Here is a 14,732-nt window from a genome sequence, read left to right on the forward strand (position 1 = left end):
CCTTCATGTTCAAATCAATTGTCAACAGATGCTATTGTGCTGATGGGCTGAAATCAATGCCGCCCGCCCTGCGCTTACAATGGTTGCAGCACCCCCGTTGGACGCGGTAGAAAAGCTTTGGTTCGTATAATGTAGTCCTGTTTCCAACTCTTTTCAGAAGCCAGAGAATTGCCGACCATCACCATGCCACCCTCCTCGCAGACCAAACAATCCGACTACGCGTTTGTCAGCGCAGAGGATGCCCGCGCGCTTGCCCGCAGGCTGAAGAAATACAAGGACCCGATCCCCGCCCGCACATGGTGGGAGATCGCGCAAACGGTGATCCCCTTCGCGATCAGCTGGGCGCTCGCGCTTTGGGCGCTGACCTTTTCCTACCCACTGGCGTTCTTTTTCGGGCTGACCACCGGGGTCTTCACCATCCGCATGTTCCTGCTGCAGCATGATGTGGGCCACGGGGCGCTGTTCAGGACCGCGCGGGCCAACGACAATTTCGGCCGGGTGCTGGGGGTGATCACGCTGACGCCCTATTACATGTGGCGCAAAATGCATGCCAATCATCACAAGAACCTCGGCAATCTCGATGACCGCGACATCGGGGAGGTGCACACCTTCACCGTCAACGAATACCGCGCCCTGCCCGGCTGGCACCGCTTCGCCTACCAAATCTACCGCAACCCGGTCTTCCTGTTCGGTATTGGCCCCGTTTGGCTGTTCTTCCTGCAGCACCGGCTGCCGTTTGGCATGTGGAAAAACGGCTGGATCTTCTGGCGCTCCGCGATGGGCACCAATCTGGCCATCGGCTGCGTGTTGGCCGCGCTCTACGCCTATGGCGGCTGGGCCGCGATCTGGCTGGTCTGGTTTCCCTCGGTCTGGGTCGGGGCAAGTGCCGGCGTCTGGACCTTCTATGTGCAGCACCAGTTCGAGGAGGCGCAGTTCGACTGGCAGCCCAACTGGACCATCCACCAAAAGGCGCTGCATTCCTCGTCGCAATATGTGCTGCCCAAGCCGTTGATGTGGGTCACCGCCAACATGGGCATCCACCACATCCACCACCTCTACGCGCGCATCCCGTTCTACCGGCTGCCAGAGGCGCTAGAGAACGAGCCATTGCTGCAAGGCGCCTACAAAATGACGCTGAAGACATCCGTCAAATGCATCTGGATGCAGCTTTGGGACGAGGATACGCGGTCCATGATCTCCTTCGCCGACGAACGCGCCATGCGCCGCGCCGATCAGGCATTGGCACCCGCCGAGTAGGCCCTCCCCGCCAAATTGGGTAAAATCCGACACAAAATATCGCAGTCCTTAACGAAATAACCGCAACAGGTAGATAATTCGCTATGCGCGGGCTTTCGCTTGCCTTAGGAAGATGCAACCTCTCTTATCACCGGAAAACACATGACGTCGCCCACCCAATCCCCTACGGCTGAGGCCGCACGTAACTGGGTCAGAGAGCTCAAGAAATACCGCGATCCGAACCACGCCCGCTCCATTTTCGAGTTGGCAGTCACCTTGATCCCCTTCGCGGCGCTCTGGGCGCTCAGCTGGTGGGCCTTGTCGGTCAGCTGGCTGCTCACGCTGCCAATCGCTGTGCTGAACGGCTTCTTTCTGGTCCGCGTCTTTGCGATCCAGCATGACTGCGGTCATTCCGCGTTCTTCCGCAACACAAAGGTCGGCGATTGGGTCGGGCGCGCGCTGGGGGTGCTGACCCTGACGCCCTATGATGTGTGGCAAAAGGTGCATGCGGTGCACCATTCCAATTCCGGCAATCTGGACCAGCGCGACATGGGCGAGATCTTCACTCTCACCACCGCCGAATACGAGGCGCGCAGCTGGTTTGGCAAGGCGCGTTACCGCCTTTACCGCAGCCCATTCACCTTGTTCGTGCTGGGGCCCGGATATCTGTTCTTCGCGCAGAACCGTCTGCCCATCGGGCTGATGCGCGCGGGCTTCAAATACTGGCTGTCGGCCATGGGCACCAATGCCGCCATTGTGGTGATCCTCGGCATCATTTTCTACTTCGGCGGCGCTGCCCCGATCCTGCTGATCTTCGTGCCCACAACGCTGGTTGCCGCCACGCTCGGCGTCTGGTTGTTCTACGTCCAGCACCAGTTCGAAGAAACCCATTGGGACGGCAAAGACGCGTGGCAGGTGCATGACGCGGCGCTGCATGGCAGCTCCCACTATGTGATGCCCTCGGTGCTGCAATGGCTGACCGCCAATATTGGCGTGCACCATGTGCATCACCTCTACAGCCGCATCCCGTTCTACCGTCTGCCAGAGGTCCTGCGCGACCACGGTGATCTGGCGCAAGCCCAACGCCTGACGATCTGGGAAAGCTTCGCCACGGCGCGGCTGCATCTGTGGGATGAAGGCGAACGCCGCCTGCTGTCCTTCCGCCAGGCCCGCCAATTGCGCAGCGCACGTTAACCACCCGTTTCGCAAGCTTTGGTGCGAAAATCGCGTCTGTACAGCCGGTGTACGCGGTGTGTACGCCTTGTGTACGCCGGTTTTCGGGGCGAAACTGCCCTGAAATCCACGCATTAACCACAATCCAAGAGGCCCAGATGACCATCCATATCGGCGCAAATCCCGGCGACATTGCTGAAACTGTCCTGCTGCCCGGCGACCCCTACCGCGCCAAATGGGCCGCCGAGACATTTCTTGAAGACGTCAAATTGGTCAATGAAGTCAGGGGGATGCTGGGCTTCACCGGCACGTGGAACGGCCACCGGGTCACCATCCAAGGCTCCGGCATGGGCATGCCGTCCCTGTCGATTTATGTCAATGAATTGATCAAGGATTACGACGCCAAAACCCTGATCCGCATCGGCTCCTGCGGCGGCATGCAGCCGCAAGTGGGCATCCGCGACGTCATCCTGGCCTCAACTTCCTCAACGATATCAACCCCTTCCATCGGCATCTTCAAAGAGCTGAACTTCGCCCCAAGCGCTGATTTCGGGCTGCTTCACAAAGCCTTCCACGCGGCCGAAAAGAAGGGCATCACCACCCATGTCGGCGGCATTTATTCGGCCGATGTGTTCTACGACGAACGCCCTGATCTCAATGAACAAATGACCCGCCACGGCATCCTCGCGGTCGAGATGGAAGCCGCCGAGCTTTACAACCTCGCCCTGCGCTACAACCGCCGCGCCATGGCCGTTCTGACCGTATCAGACCACCTGCAAACCGGCGAGGCCCTCCCATCCGAGGACCGCGAAAAGAGCTTCGGCGACATGGTGGAAATCGCGTTGGAAGCGGCGTTCAGCTAGGTCCCGTGGGTTCTGTCATAACCGTTCAAAGCAGGCGGAACCCAACCATCCAATGCCCCCGCGGAAGGTTCGAAGACCTCGACCAACAAGGGATGACAGGCGGCCACGTCGCTGGAATGCTCAGACGAACAATCCCCGCCGGGACAAGCACTTAGCACGCCCAACAGGTCAATCTCGGCGAAGAATTCAATGTAATCGCCGGGCCGCACCGGGCTGGCCTTCATGAAGTATTGCCCCGTGTCGCGGGTGAAGCCGGTGCACATGAAAACGTTCAACACATCATGCACATGCTGCTCCGCTTCATGGGGCGTCATCCCCATCTCCGCCGCCAAGGCGCGGGTCAGGTTGGAATGGCAGCAATGGTGGTATTGACCGGATTTTAACAAGTTATGCGTATAGGGATCGCAGCGCGTGCCAATCACGTCATGGACCGAGCCGCCAAATTGGTCGATGCCGTACCACCCCAACGTGTCATGGGTCACCGTCGCCATTGGGCGCAGCGTCGGGAAGTTGGACCACATACGCTCGCCCGTGGTGATATGGGTCCCGTGCAGCGCGCGGGTTTTGCCCGAGTAGAACCGTTCCGACAAATCACTCGCGTTAAACAGGTTCAGATCGCCCACTTGCGGCCCCTCGATGGACCGGATGCGGAAGAAATGCCCCTGAGGCACCCTGAAACACGCCGCATCCCGCGCCTCGACCCGGATTTCTTCACACTTTGTTAACCCTTCGCGGGCAGCCCCATACAGCGTCATATCAGCCGCGGGCAGCGTTTCCACAGGGTAGCAAATCACCGGCGCAACGGCTTGACGCGCGGCAGCGTCATCAGGTTGTTGACCCAAAACTTCTTTATTTTCTGTCACTTACCATCCCTCTCATGCCGTCTTCGCCACTCCCGCGCATAGACCGATACTTCAGTATGTTTCCGGTTATGCGTTTTGATCCGCCGCGCCGTTTCTTCCGCCGTCTCCCCCCGAACATCAGCCTGACGCAGCTGGGCGGAACGTTCAAACGGGATCACCTGCACCATCGGCGTTCCCGCCTGCAACCGGACCCCCGGCGTACCTCCATGCCAGATGAACGGCACATTGGCAGGCATATCCAAAGCATCGCAATCCACCGTCGCGTTGAAGGTGGTAAACGGAAGTTGGAAGTGGTTGATCGGGTGCAAAAAATTGGCGGACCATCCATCCGGCAGCTTGACCGTCCAGGGGTTCACGAACTTCATCGGCTGAACCCCAAGAAATGGCGGTTTGTCCGCTGCAATCTGGCCCGGATGGTGCGCCGCAATCGGATCAAACTGGGCCTCGGGGTCCCATTTGAACCCCATCCATCCTGTGGCGGGGTCGACCTCGGTCCACACATCATAGGGCAGCGGTATGATCCACCCCTGCGCCATGATGTCAGCCACCGGCAGACAGGCGCGCACCGTCAATCCTGCAAGCCCATGGGCGTCTGCCATCCCCATCTCGCGCGGCATGGTCTTGAACCAGTCAGGCAAGAATTTTGCCGCAGGCTCCGGCGCGGGGATTTTTCCGAAAATCTCTGGCGGGCAAATGAAGTCAATTTGGCTCATTGCCCGAACCTGCGCGCTCGCTCACCGCAGTGCAAGCGCAGGCCGCATCAGACGGTGCGTTCGACCATCATTTTCTTGATCGCCCCAATGGCTTTGGCCGGGTTCAACCCTTTCGGGCAGGTCTTGGTGCAGTTCATGATGGTGTGGCAGCGATACAGTTTGAACGGGTCTTCCAGCTGGTCCAGACGCTCGCCGGTCGCCTCGTCGCGGCTATCAATGATCCAGCGATACGCATGCAGCAAAGCTGCTGGCCCGAGGTATTTATCCCCGTTCCACCAATAGCTTGGGCAAGATGTCGAGCACGACGCGCACATCACGCACTCATAGAGCCCATCCAGCTTCTTGCGGTCTTCGATCGACTGTCGCCACTCCTTCTGAGGGCGGTTCGTCGTCGTCTCCAACCACGGCATGATCGAGGCGTGCTGCGCATAGAAATGCGTCAGATCCGGGATCAGATCCTTGACCACCGGCATATGCGGCAGCGGGTAGATTTTCACATCGCCTTTGATTTCATCCATCCCGTAGATACAGGCCAACGTGTTGATCCCGTCGATATTCATCGCGCAAGACCCGCATATGCCTTCTCGGCAAGACCGGCGGAAGGTCAGGGTCGGGTCGATCTCGTTCTTGATCTTGATCAACGCGTCCAGCACCATCGGGCCGCATTTGTCCATGTCGACAAAATAAGTGTCGACCGAGGGGTTCTTCCCGTCATCAGGGTTCCAGCGATAAATCTGGAATTTGCGAACGTTCTTCGCACCCTCGGGTTTGGGCCATGTTTTGCCGCCCATGATGCGGGAATTCTTGGGAAGGGTTAGTTGAACCATGGTCCGGGTCTCCTAAGCAGTCGCGGCGTCAAGCGACACCAGACAATTTGCGGCCTTGGGGCGCTGCAGCGCCAGGCCGATGATGTTGCGATGATTGTTCTTCAATTCGGTTGTGTCGCTGGTGCCGATCTTGATGATCTCGCCGCGCGTCAGCGACAACATGGTGCATTTTGTGCCCTTGACCGGGTCGATCTGGGGGCGGGATTCGGCCAAGTATTGCGCGCTCAGGTCTTCGGCCTTGTCGACATAGGTGTCATAGATGATCAACGCCGGAACGGCGCAACCGCTAGCAAATGTCAGCGCGGCACCGGCCATCATGATGCGGACAACCTTCACAAGCTCACCCCGGCCAGCAGCGGCGAAATCCCGTCTTCCAACGAGCAGCTGATCGTCTCTTTTCGTGTCGCGATTTGCACGATCAGCTCGACATCGGTTTGCGAAACTGTCGTAGCACCAGCCTTGGCCAGCTGGAAGATTTCCGACGCACTGGCGTTGTTGATCACGCAGTTGGTCGCCGGCTCTAACGGCACGCCCGGGAAGCGTTCGGCCAGCACCGGGTTCACCGCCTTGCGCGCTTGGTCCCGCGCCAATTGATCGGCCAAGCCGTCATCGCCACAAGAGGCCAGCACCATCAGGGCCGACAAGGCTGCGACTATTCTCATGTCCGTCCCCCGACCGTAATTCCGTAGGTCACCGGCGCAGGTTCGCCATTCATACGGCGTGCGATGCATTCGCGCAGAAATTCTTCGTCCGACTGCGGGTTCAGCACGCGGTTGGTGACCGTGATCGAGCCTTTGGCCTTGGCCCCGCCGGTTCCAACCCCGACGCCCACATTGCCCCGCACACCATCGGCAAGGCCGATGTCCTCACGGCACAGCTTGTCCGCGCGGTCCAACGTCATCGGTTGGGGTGCGCAGGCCAGTGCCAGCAGGGGCAATGAATATGCCAAGGCGCGGATCAATAGACCCGCGCCTTGGGCGCGATTTTCTTCAGGTCAATGCCACCCTCGTTATGCGAGGTCAGCGGCTCCAGATGCACGCCACGATAGTCCAGCTTGGCTTTGTGGCCTTTGAAATACGTCAGCGAGTGCTTGCGCCATTTCTTGTCGTCGCGGTCGGGGTAATCCTCATGCGCATGCGCGCCGCGGCTTTCCTTGCGCGCCTCGGCAGAGACGACGGTGGCCACGGCGTTTGGCATCAGGTTGGCCAGTTCCAGCGTCTCCATCAGGTCGGAGTTCCAGACGAGCGAGCGGTCTGACACCTCTACATCGTCCATCTTGGCCGCGACGTTGTCCATCTTCTCGACACCCTCAGCCAGCGTCTTGTCCGTGCGGAACACGGCGGCGTCTTGCTGCATCGTGGTTTGCATTTCCAGACGAAGCTCTGCCGTTGGCATCGCGCCCTTGGCGTAACGCAGCCCGTCGAAACGGTCCAAGGCGCGTTGCAGGGAGATTGGGTTGATCGGCGGGTTAGGCTCGTTCGGGTTGACCACCTCCGCCGCACGGATCGCGGCAGCGCGGCCAAAGACGACGAGGTCAATCAGCGAGTTCGACCCAAGCCGGTTTGCGCCGTGGACCGACGCACAGCCCGCTTCCCCCACAGCCATCAGGCCGGGCGACACGCGGTCGGGGTCGGATTTGGTCGGGCTAAGCACCTCGCCCCAATAGTTCGTCGGGATGCCGCCCATGTTGTAATGCACGGTTGGCAAAACGGGGATCGGCTCTTTCGTCAGGTCGACGCCCGCAAAGATGCGTGCGCTTTCCGAGATGCCTGGCAGGCGAAGCTGCAGCGTCTCAGGCGGCAAGTGGTTGAGGTGCAGGTGGATGTGATCCCCCTTGTCGCCTACACCACGACCCTCGCGGATTTCCATGGTCATGCAGCGGGACACCACATCCCGGGACGCCAAATCCTTGTAGGTCGGCGCATAGCGTTCCATGAACCGCTCGCCTTCGGAGTTGGTCAGATAGCCCCCCTCCCCACGTGCGCCTTCCGTGATCAGACAGCCCGCGCCGTAGATGCCGGTGGGGTGGAACTGCACGAACTCCATGTCCTGCAGAGGCAATCCAGCCCTCGCAACCATCCCGCCACCGTCGCCGGTGCAGGTGTGGGCCGAGGTGGCGGAGAAATAAGCGCGGCCATAGCCGCCTGTCGCCAGCACGACCATCTTGGCAGAGAACAGGTGCAGCGTTCCGTCATCCAGCTTCCAGCACAAAACGCCGGTGCAGACGCCGTCATCGCTCATGATCAGGTCAATGGCGAAATATTCGATGTAGAACTCGGCCTTTTGCTTCAGCGACTGGCCATAGAGCGTATGCAGGATCGCGTGGCCGGTGCGGTCGGCAGCCGCACAGGTGCGCTGCACCGGGGGGCCTTCTCCAAATTCGGTTGTGTGGCCACCAAAGGGCCGCTGGTAGATCTTGCCCTCTTCGGTGCGCGAAAACGGCACGCCGTAATGCTCCAGCTCGTAGACCGCTTTGGGGGCCTCCCGTGCGAGATATTCCATGGCGTCGGTGTCGCCCAGCCAATCCGAGCCTTTGACCGTGTCATACATATGCCACTGCCAGTTATCCGGCCCCATGTTGGACAAAGACGCAGCAATGCCGCCTTGGGCCGCAACGGTGTGGGAACGGGTCGGGAAGACTTTGGTCACACAGGCGGTACGAAGCCCCTGTTCCGCCATGCCCAATGTGGCGCGCAAACCAGCGCCGCCGGCGCCAACAACCACCACATCATATTCATGGGTTTCATATTCGTATTCAGCAGCCATGTGTTTGCTCCGAAATTATAGTGCGATGCGCGCGATTGCGAAAATGCCGGTGGCGGCTATGGCGTAGCTCAGGCAGATCATCAGGATGATCGTCACCTTCTTGGCCATGCCATGAACGTAGTCCTCGATCAGCGTCTGCACGCCGCCTTTGAAATGCATCATTGACGCAGCGATGGTCAGCGCGGCGACGATGGCCGGGAAAGGTCGGGCGAAATAGTCGACGACCTCGGCATGGGATGACCCTAAAATCGGACCAAAGGTGAAGATGAAGAGCGGAATTAGAATTGCCAGCCCGAAAGAGCTGACCATCATGGACCAATGATGCGCGGTGCCGGTTTTGGCGGAGCCCATGCCTTCGGCGCGTTTGCGGTCTGTTAAGTAAGCCATGCTTTACCCCCCTCAAATCACGATGACGGTGAAGATGGTCAGGATCAGCGAGCCCGCGATGACGGCGTAGCCCATCTTTTCCGCGGTCTCCAATTCCCAGCCATGCCCGCTATCCCAGATCAGGTGCCGGATGCCTGCGCAGAAATGGTACCAGACGGCCCAGAGCGACAGGAACAGCACCAAATCGCCGAACCACGAGGTCAGCACCGCGTCGGCGGTTGCGAAATATTCGGGGCCGTAGCTTGCCGCCAGAAACCACCAGACGATCAGGATTGCCGCGACCAACAGGGCATTCCCGGTGATCCGGGTCAGGATCGAGGTCATCGACGTCAGCTGGGGCCGGTAAATGGAAAGATGTGGGGAAAGCGGCCGATCCCCCCGGTTGACGTCTGCCATGGCTGCGTCCTTCGTGTTGGCTACGATATTTGCTTCCCCGATGTTTAGAGCATTTGACGGCGGAGTCACGTGCTGCAACGCAGATTTGCGGGGCTTACGTACCGCATTTTCATCAAAAGTCGTGGAATGTGATCACTGAATTTCAGGTCGTGATCACAAATTTCCGGATTCTTGCAGCGGCGGCACCGCCGAAAGCTGTTTGGTGATTTCACGTAGCAGCTTCAGCCTGATCCGGTCAGGGTAGTCTTGAAAGTTATCGGCGCGAATAGCAAAGGAGCCGGGCCCAACAATGAGGTTGTCCTGGTAATACTCGGTCAATGTCTTGTCCGACTGCTCAATTGCCAAGCCGTTGACGGTAATGCCCGCCGCGCGCAGCTGCGCATGTATGGCGCGCGGCGCGATCCCTTCGTTGGATTTACCATCGCCCGACACATCAATAAGCTTGCGCTTGCATTGCGGCACCTCATCAAACGCGGCCTGCGCGAAAATCAGGGCTTCGCCGATGGCCGTCGAGAAATTGCGCCAAATGCGCGGGGTGTTTTCAATGTCGTCCGCCAGTTGGTCAGTGTCGTCGAAGTTCTTCACATGCCGCCACGGGATAGACACACGTTGCCGCTGATTGCCGGTCCATTGCATCACAAGCACGGAGGCCTGTTTCAGCACCAGCGCCTCCGATATCGCGCCGTCGCGCAAAGCTTCCGCAAGCCCGCGCATCTGTGTCTCGAACTCACGATCGTCTACAGAGCCCGACACATCAACGGCCAAAACCAAAGCGACCTCGCAAGACACGGCAGGCAGCGCACCCAAAGACAGGGCCGTGGACAGAAAAAAGCTAGGCAACCACCGCATGGGGGGAGCCTAGCCTCAATTTTTCAATTTGAGCAGTCACAAAATTGCGTGGCCGCGTGCGCTGATCGCTTAGCGCTCCAGATCGTTGCCGTTGGAGTCTTTCATCGACCCCACGATGATCCGCACAAGATCGATCAACGCCCAGATACCAAGGCCGCCCAGCGTCACGATCATCAAGATCGCGGTGCCGTATTTGTTCAGGTAGAAGCGGTGCGCGCCGAACGTGCCCAAGAAGAAGCAAAGAAGGGCCGCGGGGACCATCTTTTTGACTGGTGCTGCTGTGTTTTCCATTGTCGTTCCCTCGTAATATCAAAAATTCAAAGAGTGACCCTGCGGCCTTCCCCATCGTGCCATTTCTCGACAATCAACATGGAAAAAACGTAGATCGTGTGCGCCACATCGATCAGAAGCACCAGGATGCCGAGCAACGGTGCGTTGCCGAAAAACAAGACGCAAAACAGCAAAAACAACCCAAGGTCGAAAATGCCATGAACGATGTTGCCCAAATAGAAATGGTGGATACCGAGCGTGCCAAATATCCCGCAAAGGATAACCGCCACGCCGTAGGATTTCGGTGACTTCTCGTCCCTCACGTCCATATGTCTGCTCCGCCAGTTCGACACGATTTAGTCGCGCTCTTTGTGGAGCCATATATCCACACTTCCAGTCGCCATGAGAGAGTGTTCGGCGAATTTCCGGCGATTGATGCCATTTTGACTCAGGGTCAGCTTCAACCATTACTGGATTTCCAATGACCGCAGTATCTCGGCACCGATGCGTTCAATATGCGGCGCGATTTCGGCGTCTACCTCTTGCCGGTAGGTGATTGGCCCTTGGTCAGGCTCCGCCAGATCAGACAGAAAGGCGATCCGCTGGAATGTTGGCGGGTGGCTCATGTCGACGCTGTGATGCTCTTCCACCATCTTGTCGGTCAGTTTGGCCCGCTCTGCTGAGTCAACGTTAGTTACCGCCTTGGTGATGCGGGCGTAAAATGCGGTCCCGTCTTTGACATAGGACGGAACCAGCCCTCGCAACTCGGCATCGACCAGAGGGATAAGCGCCAGCTTGGACAACATGGACGTCGCGCTGCCCACACCACCCGCCCGTGTGCTGACCGCGTCAGCCAGATATTCAGACCGCTGGCTATCGGCAAAGGTCAAGCGGGTCAGCACCGACCAAATTGTCCCCACGATGCCGCGCAGTATCCCCATGATGCCATCGGCAAACATTTCAGAGCCGTCGCGTTCGCGTAGCAGATAGCCCTCATGGTCGAAAATTTCGCTGTCGCCAAACAAGTAGTACCACCGTTCCAGGGCCGAGAGCGCCAGACTCAATATGCCACTGCGGGCCACATCGTTGTTGACCATATGTGCCATCTCATGGGCGATGACGCTGACCCGTTCCTGCGGCGTTGCAATGACCCAAAGGCCCAGCCCGATGCCCATGGCCCGCTCGCCGCGATGCTCCGTGTAGAAGGCGTTAATGTCATCCGTGATGTAGATCAGTGTCAGCGGCTTCGCCCCGATCCGCGCGCCAACCTCATCGCAAAGCGCGAACAGCTCGGGCAGGTCCTCGCGCCTAAAGCCTCCTTCGGGCAGCTTGCGCGACCACGGGAAAACGTACACGCCGCACGCCGTCAGCACTCCGCCGATCACCAATGTTATCAGATTTGGAAAATCCAGCGTGACGACGTAGAGCCCTAACAAGAGCATCGCAATTGGAGTGGCCAAGATGAGCGCCGCGAGCGCCTTGGCGACTCGCACGCTGGGTTGCAAGGTTGAGAAGGTGCCCGCCTCGAAATCAGCGCGGGCCTTGCGAAACAGCTGTTCGCCGATGCGGGTATGCGCTGCGCGCTTCCAAGCTTCGATGCGGGACAACACCATCCTAGACCGGCATCAGCGCCCAATAGTCCAGATCAAGCAGCACATCGGGCAGGTATTTCCCATCCTCTCCTTTGAGCGAGAACATCTCTGCCCCTACCCGTTGAGCGACCAGCCGTAGCCGGATAGCCCCCACGCCGGGGGCAACGGTTTGGGCGATGTCCAGCACCTCGGACCAGGCTTTGACGGTATCGCCGCTGAAACAGGGATTGGCATGCGCGCCAGCGTTCAGCCCCACAATCATTGCGGCATTGGCCAATCCGTTGAAGCTGAGGGCGCGGGCCATGGAAATAATGTGCCCGCCATATATCAGCCGCCGTCCGTCTTCCCGCGCGGTTGCATCGAAATGGACCTTGGCCGTGTTTTGCCACATGCGCGTGGCCAACATATGCTCAGCCTCTTCGATGGTGACCCCATCAACATGGTCAATACGCTCGCCAATCTCATAATCGCCCAGCCGATGCGGCTCGCCGGATTGTCCATAGTTATAGCCACTGAGATCAAGGCCCTCCGGAATGACAAGGTGATCCGGATTTAGAGCTGCGGCGAGATCAGGCATCACGGTTTTCGGCGCGGGCGCATCGACATCGCGCTTACGCACCATCACCCATCGGACATATTCCAAGACCACGTCACCCAACTGGTTTTCACCTGTGGTGCGCACCCACACCACGCCGGTTTTGCCGTTGGAATTCTGCTTCAGCCCAACCACCTCAGAGCGAGACACCAGCGTGTCGCCCGCATGGACCGGTTTGAGGAACCGACCCTCGGCATAGCCCAGATTTGCAACGGCATTCAGCGATATGTCAGGCACGGTTTTGCCAAACACCGTATGGAACGCAATCAGGTCGTCAAGCGGCGCCTCGGCCAAGCCGCAGTTGCGCGCAAACGCGTCGGAGGAATAGATCGCATGCCGCGCGGGATATAGCGCGTGATACATCGCCCGCTCCCCGCCGGACAATGTGCGCGGAACACCATGGTGGATCACCTGGCCAATGGAATAGTCTTCAAAGAACCACCCCGCATTCGTCTTCGCCGCCATCAATGCGCACCCAGTTTGGTGTCAGGCGAATAGGTGCCCTCCACTTCTTTGACGACCGACTGACCGCAGCGCATGACGCCAGCTTTGTGATCCCACGTTTGCGTGGGGGAGCCGTAAAGCTCCCACCCTTTGTTCAACGCATCTGTCACCTTGTGACAGAAGGCCGAGGTGTCTTCCTCGCTCAGAAACCGATAGAGCTTCATGTTATCCTCCGAATGGCGACACGCCGAGCCATGTGTGTATGCCGGCAACCACGCTGAACAGCACCAGCGCGATTACGACCAGGATGATCTCGGATTTGGCAGGTGCTTGGGGCGGGACGGTCCAGGGTCCCTCCGCCTTGTTGATCAATGGTATCGATACGGCGGCCCAGACCAGCAACCCGCCAAACAGGATGACCGACGCCATGTCACCGTTTACCAACAGGTGAGCCACTGTCCAAACCATAAACCCAGCCAGCTGCGGATGCCGGATCTTGGTCCCGATCCAGACCTTGTCGGCCTTCCGCGCACTCGCCCCGTAAATGTAGAAGGCCAGCAGCATCAGCAGATTGTTGATGCCCTTGAAGAAAGACGGAGGTTCCCAGACAGGAATGAAATCAGCCTGCCGGTAGCCGATGACCATCAACACGACCGACACCACAATCAGCACCGCGATCAGGCCTTTGGACACCTCCCCCATCTTGTCGGTCATCGCGTCCCGCGCGTTCGGAGCCACGCGCCGCAGCAAGTGTACGGCCACCCAAATCAAAAGTCCAAAAATGAGCAACGCCATGGTCTAACCCTCCAATTGCGCAATCGCCTCCGATTGGGCGAGGATGCGCTTCGCGGTCACTACGTGCAGGTTTTCCACGATTTTACCATCAAGAACCGCGACGCCCTGCCCCGCTGACGCAGCGTCTTCGAAGGCGGCGATTTGGCGGCGTGCCGTATCAATCTCCTGCTCTGAGGGTCCAAATATCTCGTTGGCGACGGCTACCTGCGCAGGATGGATTAGCGTTTTGCCGTCAAAGCCGAAGCCCCGTCCTTCGACGCATTCCGCGCGCAGCCCGTCCTCGTCCTTGAAGGCGTTGTAGACGCCATCGACGCAAAGCAGCCCTTCGGCGCGGGCCGCAAGAAGGCACAATTGCAAGCTGGTGGTCATCGCGGCACGTCCATCACTGCCAAGATCCTTGGCCAGATCATTTGTGCCCAGCACAAACCCTTCCATCCGTCGGGCGGCCGCGATTTCCGAGGCATTCAGGATGCCGCGCGGGGTCTCCATCATCGCCCAAATCGTGGATTGCGCGGCCGCGGGTATGTCGTCCATCAAATCAGCCAGGGCTTCCACATCCGCAGCGCCATTTACTTTCGGCAGCAAGATTGCGTCCGGCGCGGCAGCGGCAATGACCTGCAGATCCTCAGCCCCCCAAACGGTATCAAATCCGTTAATGCGGGCGATGCGGCGACGGGGGCCATAATCGGCGCTTCGCAACCTCTCAGCCAGCAAGTCACGCGCAGCTTCCTTTTCGTCGGGCGCGACTGCGTCCTCAAGATCAAAGATGATTGCGTCCACAGGCAGGCCTTGCGCCTTCTCCAAGGCGCGCGCATTCGAACCCGGTATGTAGAGGACCGACCGGCAGGGCCCAGAGTAACGTTCCATAAGTCTTACCCGTTCTTTTTGTTATTTTGTTATCCACCACATGGGCCGCGCGGCTGCAACCCCGTTTTGCTGCATCGCAGAAGGTTGACGTAACGG

Annotated in this window: 20 protein-coding genes; 3 read left to right on the plus strand and 17 right to left on the minus strand. The window is 59.0% G+C overall.

What is annotated here, in order from left to right; genetic code table 11:
* Positions 1-168: 168 nt before the first annotated feature.
* The 3 genes from Q0899_RS08830 (at position 169) to deoD (ending at position 3,272) form a co-directional block, all read left to right on the plus strand.
* A complete protein-coding gene (locus Q0899_RS08830) occupies positions 169-1,257 on the plus strand; it encodes a fatty acid desaturase (protein WP_299192261.1) in 1,089 nt (362 codons plus the stop codon).
* 141 nt (positions 1,258-1,398) lie between these two features.
* Positions 1,399-2,430 carry a fatty acid desaturase gene (locus Q0899_RS08835; RefSeq protein WP_298296209.1) on the plus strand — a complete coding sequence of 344 codons (1,032 nt, stop codon included), beginning with the start codon at positions 1,399-1,401 and terminating at the stop codon, positions 2,428-2,430.
* Between the two features lie 137 nt (positions 2,431-2,567).
* On the plus strand, positions 2,568-3,272 hold the full coding sequence (gene deoD, locus Q0899_RS08840; RefSeq protein ID WP_299192263.1) for a purine-nucleoside phosphorylase: 705 nt from the start codon (positions 2,568-2,570) through the stop codon (positions 3,270-3,272).
* Here the strand turns inward: deoD and Q0899_RS08845 are convergent.
* The 17 genes from Q0899_RS08845 to Q0899_RS08925 form a co-directional block, all read right to left on the minus strand.
* A complete protein-coding gene (locus Q0899_RS08845; protein ID WP_299192265.1) occupies positions 3,269-4,135 on the minus strand; it encodes a DUF1989 domain-containing protein in 867 nt (288 codons plus the stop codon). The genes deoD and Q0899_RS08845 overlap by 4 nt on opposite strands.
* A complete protein-coding gene (locus tag Q0899_RS08850) occupies positions 4,132-4,848 on the minus strand; it encodes a hypothetical protein (RefSeq protein WP_299192267.1) in 717 nt (238 codons plus the stop codon). The genes Q0899_RS08845 and Q0899_RS08850 overlap by 4 nt, the downstream gene beginning before the upstream one ends.
* A 47-nt stretch (positions 4,849-4,895) precedes the next feature.
* A complete protein-coding gene (locus Q0899_RS08855) occupies positions 4,896-5,675 on the minus strand; it encodes a succinate dehydrogenase iron-sulfur subunit (RefSeq protein WP_298296201.1) in 780 nt (259 codons plus the stop codon).
* Positions 5,676-5,687: 12 nt separating this feature from the next.
* Positions 5,688-6,011, minus strand: a complete 324-nt coding sequence (locus tag Q0899_RS08860; RefSeq protein WP_298296199.1) for a hypothetical protein — start codon at positions 6,009-6,011, stop codon at positions 5,688-5,690.
* Positions 6,008-6,337 carry a hypothetical protein gene (locus tag Q0899_RS08865; RefSeq protein WP_299192270.1) on the minus strand — a complete coding sequence of 110 codons (330 nt, stop codon included), beginning with the start codon at positions 6,335-6,337 and terminating at the stop codon, positions 6,008-6,010. The genes Q0899_RS08860 and Q0899_RS08865 overlap by 4 nt, the downstream gene beginning before the upstream one ends.
* Positions 6,334-6,636: a hypothetical protein gene (locus Q0899_RS08870; RefSeq protein WP_298355893.1), complete on the minus strand. Its 303-nt coding sequence runs from the start codon at positions 6,634-6,636 to the stop codon at positions 6,334-6,336. The genes Q0899_RS08865 and Q0899_RS08870 overlap by 4 nt, the downstream gene beginning before the upstream one ends.
* Positions 6,633-8,441, minus strand: coding sequence for a succinate dehydrogenase flavoprotein subunit (gene sdhA / locus Q0899_RS08875; protein WP_298296193.1), 1,809 nt, complete (start codon positions 8,439-8,441; stop codon positions 6,633-6,635). Before sdhA ends, Q0899_RS08870 begins: the two co-directional genes overlap by 4 nt.
* Positions 8,442-8,456: 15 nt before the next feature.
* The gene (gene sdhD / locus Q0899_RS08880; protein WP_299192273.1) at positions 8,457-8,828 is read right to left on the minus strand and encodes a succinate dehydrogenase, hydrophobic membrane anchor protein; all 372 of its coding nucleotides are present in this window, start codon (positions 8,826-8,828) and stop codon (positions 8,457-8,459) included.
* Between the two features lie 12 nt (positions 8,829-8,840).
* Complete coding sequence (gene sdhC / locus Q0899_RS08885) at positions 8,841-9,224, minus strand: succinate dehydrogenase, cytochrome b556 subunit (RefSeq protein ID WP_298296189.1); 384 nt, start codon at positions 9,222-9,224, stop codon at positions 8,841-8,843.
* A gap of 153 nt (positions 9,225-9,377) precedes the next feature.
* A complete protein-coding gene (locus Q0899_RS08890) occupies positions 9,378-10,073 on the minus strand; it encodes a DUF1194 domain-containing protein (protein WP_299192275.1) in 696 nt (231 codons plus the stop codon).
* A gap of 69 nt (positions 10,074-10,142) precedes the next feature.
* Positions 10,143-10,364: a TM2 domain-containing protein gene (locus Q0899_RS08895; RefSeq protein WP_298296187.1), complete on the minus strand. Its 222-nt coding sequence runs from the start codon at positions 10,362-10,364 to the stop codon at positions 10,143-10,145.
* A 26-nt stretch (positions 10,365-10,390) separates the two neighbouring features.
* Positions 10,391-10,672 (minus strand): TM2 domain-containing protein, encoded by a 282-nt coding sequence (locus tag Q0899_RS08900; RefSeq protein ID WP_298296186.1) that lies wholly within the window; start codon positions 10,670-10,672, stop codon positions 10,391-10,393.
* A 138-nt stretch (positions 10,673-10,810) separates the two neighbouring features.
* Entirely contained in the window at positions 10,811-11,956 is a 1,146-nt protein-coding gene (locus Q0899_RS08905) for a M48 family metallopeptidase (RefSeq protein WP_299192278.1), read from the minus strand.
* A gap of 1 nt (position 11,957) precedes the next feature.
* Complete coding sequence (locus Q0899_RS08910; RefSeq protein ID WP_299192280.1) at positions 11,958-12,995, minus strand: MaoC family dehydratase; 1,038 nt, start codon at positions 12,993-12,995, stop codon at positions 11,958-11,960.
* A complete protein-coding gene (locus Q0899_RS08915) occupies positions 12,995-13,198 on the minus strand; it encodes a DUF1737 domain-containing protein (RefSeq protein ID WP_276149283.1) in 204 nt (67 codons plus the stop codon). Before Q0899_RS08915 ends, Q0899_RS08910 begins: the two co-directional genes overlap by 1 nt.
* Position 13,199: 1 nt before the next feature.
* Positions 13,200-13,769: an NnrU family protein gene (locus tag Q0899_RS08920; protein WP_298355877.1), complete on the minus strand. Its 570-nt coding sequence runs from the start codon at positions 13,767-13,769 to the stop codon at positions 13,200-13,202.
* A 3-nt stretch (positions 13,770-13,772) separates the two neighbouring features.
* Positions 13,773-14,636: a CoA ester lyase gene (locus Q0899_RS08925; RefSeq protein WP_298296175.1), complete on the minus strand. Its 864-nt coding sequence runs from the start codon at positions 14,634-14,636 to the stop codon at positions 13,773-13,775.
* Positions 14,637-14,732 lie beyond the last annotated feature (96 nt).

The sequence above is a fragment of the uncultured Litoreibacter sp. genome, assembly GCF_947501785.1.
GTDB lineage: Bacteria > Pseudomonadota > Alphaproteobacteria > Rhodobacterales > Rhodobacteraceae > Litoreibacter.

What these genes read in the sequence shown, in the direction of transcription:
- Q0899_RS08925 (WP_298296175.1), bottom strand. Translation starts at nt 14,636, where the DNA reads ATGGAACGTTACTCTGGGCCCTGCCGGTCGGTCCTCTACATACCGGGT.
- Q0899_RS08900 (WP_298296186.1), bottom strand. Translation starts at nt 10,672, where the DNA reads ATGGACGTGAGGGACGAGAAGTCACCGAAATCCTACGGCGTGGCGGTT.
- Q0899_RS08905 (WP_299192278.1), bottom strand. Translation starts at nt 11,956, where the DNA reads ATGGTGTTGTCCCGCATCGAAGCTTGGAAGCGCGCAGCGCATACCCGC.
- Q0899_RS08835 (WP_298296209.1), top strand. Translation starts at nt 1,399, where the DNA reads ATGACGTCGCCCACCCAATCCCCTACGGCTGAGGCCGCACGTAACTGG.
- Q0899_RS08850 (WP_299192267.1), bottom strand. Translation starts at nt 4,848, where the DNA reads ATGAGCCAAATTGACTTCATTTGCCCGCCAGAGATTTTCGGAAAAATC.
- Q0899_RS08865 (WP_299192270.1), bottom strand. Translation starts at nt 6,337, where the DNA reads ATGAGAATAGTCGCAGCCTTGTCGGCCCTGATGGTGCTGGCCTCTTGT.
- sdhA (WP_298296193.1), bottom strand. Translation starts at nt 8,441, where the DNA reads ATGGCTGCTGAATACGAATATGAAACCCATGAATATGATGTGGTGGTT.
- sdhC (WP_298296189.1), bottom strand. Translation starts at nt 9,224, where the DNA reads ATGGCAGACGTCAACCGGGGGGATCGGCCGCTTTCCCCACATCTTTCC.
- Q0899_RS08895 (WP_298296187.1), bottom strand. Translation starts at nt 10,364, where the DNA reads ATGGAAAACACAGCAGCACCAGTCAAAAAGATGGTCCCCGCGGCCCTT.
- Q0899_RS08920 (WP_298355877.1), bottom strand. Translation starts at nt 13,769, where the DNA reads ATGGCGTTGCTCATTTTTGGACTTTTGATTTGGGTGGCCGTACACTTG.
- Q0899_RS08890 (WP_299192275.1), bottom strand. Translation starts at nt 10,073, where the DNA reads ATGCGGTGGTTGCCTAGCTTTTTTCTGTCCACGGCCCTGTCTTTGGGT.
- deoD (WP_299192263.1), top strand. Translation starts at nt 2,568, where the DNA reads ATGACCATCCATATCGGCGCAAATCCCGGCGACATTGCTGAAACTGTC.
- sdhD (WP_299192273.1), bottom strand. Translation starts at nt 8,828, where the DNA reads ATGGCTTACTTAACAGACCGCAAACGCGCCGAAGGCATGGGCTCCGCC.
- Q0899_RS08855 (WP_298296201.1), bottom strand. Translation starts at nt 5,675, where the DNA reads ATGGTTCAACTAACCCTTCCCAAGAATTCCCGCATCATGGGCGGCAAA.
- Q0899_RS08910 (WP_299192280.1), bottom strand. Translation starts at nt 12,995, where the DNA reads ATGGCGGCGAAGACGAATGCGGGGTGGTTCTTTGAAGACTATTCCATT.
- Q0899_RS08915 (WP_276149283.1), bottom strand. Translation starts at nt 13,198, where the DNA reads ATGAAGCTCTATCGGTTTCTGAGCGAGGAAGACACCTCGGCCTTCTGT.